The sequence below is a fragment of the Paraburkholderia piptadeniae genome (assembly GCF_900007165.1).
Taxonomy (GTDB): Bacteria; Pseudomonadota; Gammaproteobacteria; order Burkholderiales; family Burkholderiaceae; genus Paraburkholderia; species Paraburkholderia piptadeniae.
Genome location: NZ_CYGY02000189.1, coordinates 1 through 1,212 on the forward strand (window position 1 = coordinate 1; position 1,212 = coordinate 1,212).

Annotated in this window: 1 protein-coding gene; it reads right to left on the reverse strand. The window is 65.5% G+C overall.

The window, feature by feature from the left end; all coding sequences use genetic code 11:
- The coding region (locus tag BN2476_RS44250; protein WP_087740402.1) for an MFS transporter at positions 1-1,212 on the reverse strand (1,212 nt) is incomplete at both ends.

Sequence of the window (1,212 nt, forward strand, 5' to 3'; positions counted from 1 at the left end):
TTGCCGGTGCGGTCGACGAGCCACGCTGCGACGAGCGGCGTCGTACCGCCGAACAGCGACACCGACACGTTGAAGCCGATCGCAAGCGCGCCATAGCGGATCTTCGTCGGAAAGAGCGCAGGCAGCGACGACGGCATCACGCCCGTGAACGTCGACAGCAGCGCGCCAAGAATCAGCAGCCCGCCGAACACGGGCAGCACCGCGCCCGTGCGGATCAGCAGCAGCGCCGGAATCGACAGCAGGAATAGACCCACGCAGCCGAGCAGCATCACCGGCTTGCGGCCGATCCTGTCCGACAGGTGGCCCGCGTAGAGCGTCATCGGCATCATCAGCACCATCACGGCCAGCACGAGGAACAGGCCGTGCGATTCGTTGAAGTGGAGCGTCGCCGACAGATAGCTCGGCAGATACGACAGCGCCATGTAGTCGGTGACGTTGAAGATCAGCACGAGGCCGACGCATTGCAGAAGCGGCTTCCACTGCTGTGCGAGCAGTTCCATGAAGCGCTGCTTCGGACGCGACTTCTCTTCCGCTTCACGCGATTCGGCTTCCTTCTTGAACGCGGGCGTTTCCTCGAGCTTCATCCGGATATACAGGCCCACGAGACCCAGCGGCCCCGCGATGAAGAACGGCACGCGCCAGCCCCACGACAGCAGTGCTTCCTGCGACAGCGAGGACGTCAGCACCGCGACCGTGCCCGCGCCGAGGATATAGCCGACCAGCGTGCCGAATTCGAGGAAACTGCCGGCGAAGCCGCGGCGGCGGTCCGTCGAGAACTCGGCGATGAAGGTGGCCGCGCCGCCGTATTCGCCGCCCGTCGAGAAGCCCTGCACGAGGCGCGCGACGAGCAGCAGCACGGGCGCGAAAATGCCGATCGAGCCATAGCTCGGAATCAGGCCGATCGCGAAGGTGCCGAGAGCCATCATGATCATCGTCATCGCGAGCACGCGCTGGCGGCCGATGCGGTCGCCGAGCGGGCCGAACACCATGCCGCCGATCGGGCGCACGAGGAACGCGGCGGCAAACGTGCCGAAGGTCGCGATCAGTTGCGCGGACGGGCTGCTCGACGGGAAGAACACCTTGCCCAACGTGACGGCGATGTAGCTGTACACGCCGAAGTCGAACCATTCCATCGCGTTGCCGAGCGCCATCGCGCCGACGGCACGCTTGAGAAGGGTGTTGTCGACGACCGTGATGTCGTCGAGGGTGAGG